General features: G+C 71.6%; 9 protein-coding genes. 4 read left to right on the plus strand and 5 right to left on the minus strand.

Annotated elements, in window-relative coordinates:
* Nucleotides 1–775, plus strand: a 775-nt coding sequence (locus VF612_RS00135) for an acyl-CoA dehydrogenase family protein (protein WP_408657816.1), incomplete at its 5' end; no start/stop codon positions are given.
* Nucleotides 776–845: 70 nt separating this feature from the next.
* Here the strand turns inward: VF612_RS00135 and VF612_RS00140 are convergent.
* On the minus strand, nt 846–1190 hold the full coding sequence (locus VF612_RS00140; RefSeq protein WP_408657817.1) for a DUF6191 domain-containing protein: 345 nt from the start codon (nt 1188–1190) through the stop codon (nt 846–848).
* Between the two features lie 46 nt (nt 1191–1236).
* On the opposite strand from VF612_RS00140, the gene msrA reads away from it, so the two are divergent.
* Complete coding sequence (gene msrA, locus VF612_RS00145) at nt 1237–1899, plus strand: peptide-methionine (S)-S-oxide reductase MsrA (protein WP_408657818.1); 663 nt, start codon at nt 1237–1239, stop codon at nt 1897–1899.
* 42 nt (nt 1900–1941) lie between these two features.
* On the opposite strand, the gene VF612_RS00150 is transcribed toward msrA, so the two are convergent.
* Genes VF612_RS00150 through VF612_RS00160 form a run of 3 tightly spaced genes read right to left on the minus strand, consistent with a single transcriptional unit; the run spans nt 1942 to nt 3997 of the window.
* Entirely contained in the window at nt 1942–2703 is a 762-nt protein-coding gene (locus VF612_RS00150) for an AIM24 family protein (RefSeq protein ID WP_408657819.1), read from the minus strand.
* Complete coding sequence (locus VF612_RS00155; RefSeq protein ID WP_408657820.1) at nt 2700–3380, minus strand: AIM24 family protein; 681 nt, start codon at nt 3378–3380, stop codon at nt 2700–2702. Before VF612_RS00155 ends, VF612_RS00150 begins: the two co-directional genes overlap by 4 nt.
* The gene (locus VF612_RS00160) at nt 3377–3997 is read right to left on the minus strand and encodes an AIM24 family protein (protein WP_408657821.1); all 621 of its coding nucleotides are present in this window, start codon (nt 3995–3997) and stop codon (nt 3377–3379) included. The genes VF612_RS00155 and VF612_RS00160 overlap by 4 nt, the downstream gene beginning before the upstream one ends.
* A gap of 157 nt (nt 3998–4154) precedes the next feature.
* On the opposite strand from VF612_RS00160, the gene VF612_RS00165 reads away from it, so the two are divergent.
* Nucleotides 4155–5294, plus strand: coding sequence for a class I SAM-dependent methyltransferase (locus VF612_RS00165; RefSeq protein ID WP_408657822.1), 1140 nt, complete (start codon nt 4155–4157; stop codon nt 5292–5294).
* A 23-nt stretch (nt 5295–5317) separates the two neighbouring features.
* On the opposite strand, the gene VF612_RS00170 is transcribed toward VF612_RS00165, so the two are convergent.
* Nucleotides 5318–5866 carry a YdcF family protein gene (locus tag VF612_RS00170; protein ID WP_408657823.1) on the minus strand — a complete coding sequence of 183 codons (549 nt, stop codon included), beginning with the start codon at nt 5864–5866 and terminating at the stop codon, nt 5318–5320.
* Between the two features lie 82 nt (nt 5867–5948).
* Between VF612_RS00170 and VF612_RS00175 the strand changes: the two genes are divergently transcribed.
* The coding region (locus tag VF612_RS00175; protein WP_408657824.1) for a DNA-formamidopyrimidine glycosylase family protein at nt 5949–6501 on the plus strand (553 nt) is incomplete at its 3' end.

A 6501-nucleotide genomic window follows, 5' to 3' on the forward strand; every position in this document is an offset into this window, starting at 1 on the left:
CTCGGCCGCGGTGCAGCGGGCTGCCCTGACCCAGGCGCTGCACCACATCGGCGGCCGGGACGCCTTCGGCGCGAAGCTGTCGGACCAGCCGCTGATGCGCGAGGTGGTGGCCGATCTCGCGGTCGAGGTGCAGGCCGCCGCGGCGCTGTTCCTGCGGCTGGCCTCGGCGGTGGACCGGGGCGAGGCGCCACTGCTGCGCCTGGCCGTCGCGGCGGCGAAGTTCTGGGTCTGCAAGCGCGCCCCGATGGTGGTCGGCGAGGCGCTGGAGTGCCTGGGCGGCGCGGGCTACGTCGAGGAGTCGCCACTGCCCAGGTACTTCCGCGAATCGCCGCTGAACTCCATCTGGGAGGGCTCGGGCAACGTCATCGCCCTCGATGTGGTGCGCGCGGTCAGCCGCGAGCCCGCCTCGGTGCAGGCCCTGCAGGACGAGCTGGCGCTGTCGGCAGGCGCCGATCCCCGGCTGGATGCGACGGTGGGCGAGCTGGGCAAGCGGCTGGCGAACCTGGGGCCCGATCCGGACGCCGACGCCCGGTCGGCCCGCGGAGTGGCCGGGCTGCTGGCCCGCACCCTGCAGGCCGGTTTGCTGGTGCGGGCCGCCGGCCCGGGCGATCCGGGCAGCTGCGCCGTCGCCGAGGCCTTCCTGGCGACCCGGTTGGGGTCGGACGGGCCCGGGGTGTTCGGCGCCGGGCCCTCGGGCGGCGGCTTCGGCCGGGCCACGGTGGACGCGGTGCTCGACTACAGCGATCCGAACCGGGCGGGGTCAGATCGTGCGTGAGGTGCCGGTCACAAAGGCGATAACGGGCCAGTCCCGCTCCGCGGTCACCGTCGCCGGCTAACCAGCTGCGTCACTCCCGGGAGGCTGACCGGTCCGCTTCAGCGGCGGCTGATTCGTCCTCGGCGGATTCAGCGGCGTCAACTGCTTCGGCTGATTCGGCGGCGTCAACTGCTTCGGCTGATTCGTCCTCGGCTGTTTCGTCCTCGGCTGATTCGGCGGCGTCCGCAGCGTCCTCGGAATCAGCCGGCGCATTCTTCGGACCGCGCGAGATCGTCACGGTGCCGGACTCCAGATCGATCCGGCGGCCACCGGAGGAGTCCCCGATCTCCTCACGGGTTGACTGCAGCCGGCGCTTCTCTTCATCCATGTGGCGCTTGCCAGGATTGAAAAGGGTGTCAATTCCCCACTCCGTCATGTTTTCAGACTACGCGCCGCTCACGATCGCGACGTAGCCTGGAAGCATGAGCATCCTGCGACCGAAGGCCCGCATGGTCACCGCGGAGAACGCGCTGCCCGGCCGGCCGGACTACGCCTACAGCATCCCCGAGACCCACTACGTCAGCGGCCGCCGCATCCGTGAGCCGTACGAGCACGACGGCCTGCAGACCGCGGTGTTCGGGATGGGCTGCTTCTGGGGCGCGGAGAAGGACTTCTGGCAGCACGAAACCGTCTGGTCCACCTCGGTCGGCTACGCCGGTGGGTTCACCCCGCATCCGACCTATGAGGAGACCTGCACCGGACGGACCGGGCACGCCGAGGTGGTCCAGGTGATCTTCGACCCGGACGCCATCAGCTACGCCGAGCTGCTGAGCATCTTCTTCGAGAACCACGACCCCACCCAGGGCATGCGACAGGGCAACGACATCGGCAGCCAGTACCGCTCGGCGATCTACTACACCAGCGACGAGCAGCGGGCCCAGGCGGAGGCGGCAGCCGAGGCGTTCGGCAAGCGGCTGGCCGACGCCGGCTACGGCGACATCACCACCGAGATCGCCCCGCTGGGCGACTACTACTACGCCGAGGGCTACCACCAGCAGTACCTGGCCAAGAACCCGAACGGCTACTGCCCGGTGCTGGCCACCGGGGTGAGCTGCCCGGTCGGGCTGTTCGCGCCATCGTCCTGAGTTGGTCCTGAGCCCGGGCCTGAGTCCGGGGCCTGCCCGGCTCTAGCTGCTCTGCTGCGCCAGCCGCTGCTGGATGGACTGCTGCAGCCGCTGCAGGCCGGCCGGGCCCACCAGCGGGAGATGGCTCTCCACCAGCTGCAGGATGTCGCGGTCCGAGCGCACCGCCTCGCTGGACTGGATGAGCACCGTCCCGCTGCCGGTGAAGTCGAACTGGCGCTCCTCGCCGGAGGAGGCGCCCATCATCGCCATCGCCGAGCCGAGGAAGCCGGCCATCCAGCCGGCGTCGTAGCGGTGGCTCGGCGCCGGGCAGTCGGCCCAGCCCAGCAGCGCTTCGGGATCGACCCGCAGCGGCGGCTCGGCGAACATCACCGCGCCCGAGGACGAGGCGAGGAACTTGCCCGTCCCGATCAGGGTCAGGTAGCCCGGCACGATCGACTGCTGCAGCGCCAGGCTGCCCTCGAACGCCAGCAGGTTCGACGCCTTGATGGTGAGGTTGCCCTCGTCCAGGTCGTAGGAGTTGATCTCAAAACCCCGGTCGCCCAGCACCAGCTTGCCGTGCCCCTCGGCCACCACCCAGTCCTGCGCGTACAGCGGCGAGGAGAACTGGGAGGTGACCATCTGGAAGAGCATCCCGCTCAGGCCCCGGCCGCGCACGGCCACGAACTGCAGCGCGCCGTAGAAGGCGATCATGGCGCCCTTGGACATGAACCAGGGCTTGGTGATCTCCAGCGAGTACGCGTACGGGTTGTCCGGCACGTTGTCGTTGTCGGGCAGCGAGGCCGGGCTGTGCACCGCGATCGTCATAGCTTCTGCTCCGATGCCTGGACGTAGACGACGCCGTCGCCGCTCAGCTCGAGTTGCATGGCCTCTCCGCCTCCCCGGCCCACCGCGTCGCGCCAGCCGACCTTGGCGGCAAGCTTGACCGCGACGTTGCCCCGGTGCCCCACGTAGGCCTGCGGATCGACGAACGTGCCGCCGCCGGGGCGGACCGGCAGCTCGATGGTGCCGCCGTGGCTGAGCAGCGCCACCGCGCCCTGGCCGGAGAGCTGGGTGGTGAACAGGCCCTGGCCGGTGACGGCGCCGCGGACCATCCCGCGCAGCCCGCCACCGCCGGAACCGCCCGAGGACAGCGGCACGACTGCGGACTGCAGGTTCGCGGTGTGGGCCAGCAGCCGGCTGGACTCGACCACCAGCCGGTCACCCTGCAGCGGCACCACCGTCACGTGCAGCCCGGCCCGGCCGTAGTGGACCTCGCCGTTGCCGGTGGCGGCCATCATGATCTGGTGCTCGCCGGCCATGGCGCGCCCGGCCATGCCGATCACCCCGCTCATGGCTCCCATGGCGCCGGGGCCGCCCGGGGTGTGCGGGGTGAACCGGACGTCCCCGGTGTAGAAGAGCATCGCGCCCTTGCGGGCCAGCACGTCGCCGCTGGCCGCCAGGTTGATCTTGACGACCTTGGAATTGACCTTCTCGAACGTCATGGCCGCTCCGCAGGCTGGATGTAGACCGCGCCCTGGCCGTCCCAGCGCAGCGAGAACGGCTCCCCGCTGCCCTCGCCCACCACCGAGGCCCAGGAGACGTCGGTGACGAAGGACTGGCTCAGCTGGCCCCGGGCGGCGACGAACGCGTCCGGATCGACCACCAGGGGGTACTGGGGCGAGACCTCCAGGCCGATCAGCGGGCCACCGGCGGACAGGATCGCCACCTGGCCGGCGCCGCTCACCGTGGTGGTGAACAGCCCCTGCCCGCTGGCCGCGCCGCGGAGTCCGGAGAACTTCACGTCCATCCGCAGCTGACCCGCCAGGGCGAGCAGTTGGCGGGACTCGACCTGCAGCGTCTCGTTGTTCAGCTCGACCAGGGTGATGTCCTGGGCGTCGAGGGCGAGGTACACCACCCCCGAGCCGGTGCACTCCATGAGCGACAGCGACTCACCGGTGGCCTTGCGCTTCAGGCCGGCCATCATGCCCTCGCCGCCGCCCATGCCGGCGCTCTTGAACTGCACCTGCCCGTCGTATGCCACCATCGACCCGCTGATCGCGCGGATGCTGGTGTTCTGCAGGTGGGCTTCCAGCACTCGCCGGCCATTGGTTCTCAGCATCGACACTCCCCCTGTGGCCCCGTCAGCAGGCCCGGGCCCCGATGACGGGCCGAGGCTAGCAGCCAATCGGCCGTGGCTTCCCGGAAACGGGGCAGGTAGTCCCCTCCCTTCGCTGCCTCCGACGGAGCGGCGTCCGGCGGCGTGACATGCTCGCCCGGTGACCGGCGTGGATTTCGACTTCGATCGGCTGCGCCGCTACCCGGACGTCGAGGCGGCCAACCTGTTCGCCGTCGATGCCACCGACCGGCTGCTGCTGGATGAGGCGGCTCCGCGGCTGCGGGATGCCTCGCCGGGCTCGGTGGTGCTGGTCAATGACCACTACGGCGCGCTGACCCTGGGCGCGGCCGCCCTGCACGGCCTGGACCGGCTGCGGGTGCACCAGGACCCGCTGTCGGGCGAGCTGGCGCTGGCGTCCAATGCCGAGCGGTTCGGCCTGACCGGGCGCTTCCGCCAGCTGCCGCTGGACGCCGAGCTGGTCAGGGCCGCCGAGGTGGTGCTGATCCAGGCGCCCAAGAGCATCGACGCGCTGCGCGAGGCCGTCGAGCTGATCGCCGGGCACGCCGATCCTTCGGTGCAGGTGTTCCTCGGCGGACGGGTCAAGCATCTGAGCCTGGGCATGAACGAGGTGCTGCGGGCATCCTTCGGCGAGGTCCAGGCCGGTCTGGCGCGCCAGAAATCGCGGGTGATCACCGCACGCAAGCCGCATCCCGGAGCCAGCGGGCCGGGCTTCCCCCGGCGCGAGTACCTGACCGAGATCGGCCTGTGGGTGTGCGCGCACGGCGCGGTCTTCGCCGGCACGAAGCTCGACCTCGGAACCCGGCAGCTGCTGGCGATGCTGGACCGGATGGCGCCCGAGATCGCGGCGGGCACCGCGATCGACCTCGGCTGCGGCACCGGGATCCTTGCCGCGGCGCTGGCCAGGGCCCGCCCGCAACTCACCGTGATCGCCACCGACGAGTCCGCCGCTGCGGTGGCCTCCGCCCGAGCGACGATGCTGGCCAACGAGGTCGCCGACCGGGTCAGCGTCCGCCGGGAGGATGCGATGAGCGGGCTCGCCGATGCCAGCGCCGACCTGATCGTCTGCAACCCGCCGTTCCACGTGGGCGCCACCGTCAATCCGGCGACGGCGCTCAAGCTGTTCCGGGCGGCCGGACGGGTGCTGCGTCCCGGCGGCCAGCTGTGGACGGTCTACAACTCGCACCTGGACCACCGGCGCAGCCTGGAGCGGTTTCTCGGCAGCACCCGGCAGGCACACCGCGATCCGAAGTTCACCGTGACGGTGTCGGTCCGGCGCTGAGGGGCCTTTCGCCGTCGGCCGGCCTAGCAGGAGCGGTGCACGAAGGCCTTGGCGAAGCCGCCGGTCTGGTAGAGGAACTGGTAGGCCCAGCCGACCAGGGACGGCTTGCCGGGGGCAGCCACCATCCGCACCGTGCCGGGCATGCAGCGGTCGACGATCAGCCGGGCCCGGGACACGTGGTAGGTCGAGGTCACCACCAGCACCGAGTCCCATTGCCGCTGCCGGGCCAGCCTGCCGAGTTCCTGGGCCTCGCCGCGGGTGGTGGGCGGGTCGGGCAGGAAGCAGATCACCCGGTAGCGCGGGTCGTCGTCGGCGCAGGCCGCCACCCGCTGCCGGCCGCGCTCCCACCCGATCGAGATCACCACGGTGCCGGCGTAGCCCGCCGCGGCGAGCCGGAGCGCCTCGTCCAACCGGCCGTCCGCGGTGGGCGAGCCCAGCACCAGGATCGCGTCGCTGCGCGCCGGCCGGTCCACCGACGGGGTGACCACCAGCAGGAAGCAGGCGGCCAACCAGGTCAGCGCCAGGGCGAGCAGCACCGCGAGCACCCGGCGAAACCGCGAACGTGGCCGCACGGCTGGACCATCGCTGCCGCGACGTCGCCGTGCCACCCCTTCCACCGGCTCAGCCTAGCCAGCCACGGCTAGGCTGACCGGCATGCCGGAGTTACCGGAAGTCGAGGCGCTGGCCGCGTTCCTGCGCGAGAACGCCGTCGGGCGGACCGTGATCCGCTCCGACGTGGCGGCCTTCAGCGTCATCAAGACCTTCGACCCGCCGCTGTCCGCGCTCAACGGGCTGACCGTCACCGGGGCGAACCGGTACGGCAAGTTCCTCGCCCTCGAGGTGGACGGCCTGCACCTGGTCACCCACCTGTCCCGCGCCGGCTGGCTGCAGTGGCGGGAGAAGTTCTCGCCGGCGCCCCCCAAGCCCGGCCGCGGGCCGCTGGCCTTCCGGCTGCACCTGACGCCGGTCCTCGACTCCGACGAGAACGTCGACGCGCCCTCGGCGGGATTCGACCTCACCGAGGCCGGCACCCAGAAGCGGCTGGCGGTCTACCTGGTGCGCGACCCGCTGGAGGTGCCTGGCATCGCCCGGCTGGGCCCCGACGCGATGCGCGTCGACCTGGAGACCTTCGCCGCCCTGCTGGCCGCCGAGCGCGCCCAGATCAAGGGGGTGCTGACCACCCAGTCGGTGCTGGCCGGCGTCGGCA

This window comes from Jatrophihabitans sp., from assembly GCF_036388195.1.
Taxonomy (GTDB): Bacteria; Actinomycetota; Actinomycetes; order Mycobacteriales; family Jatrophihabitantaceae; genus Jatrophihabitans_A.

Coding starts and splice junctions, on each gene's coding strand:
- VF612_RS00140 (WP_408657817.1), bottom strand. CDS start 1,190: ATGACGGAGTGGGGAATTGACACCCTTTTCAATCCTGGCAAGCGCCAC.
- msrA (WP_408657818.1), top strand. CDS start 1,237: ATGAGCATCCTGCGACCGAAGGCCCGCATGGTCACCGCGGAGAACGCG.
- VF612_RS00150 (WP_408657819.1), bottom strand. CDS start 2,703: ATGACGATCGCGGTGCACAGCCCGGCCTCGCTGCCCGACAACGACAAC.
- VF612_RS00155 (WP_408657820.1), bottom strand. CDS start 3,380: ATGACGTTCGAGAAGGTCAATTCCAAGGTCGTCAAGATCAACCTGGCG.
- VF612_RS00160 (WP_408657821.1), bottom strand. CDS start 3,997: ATGCTGAGAACCAATGGCCGGCGAGTGCTGGAAGCCCACCTGCAGAAC.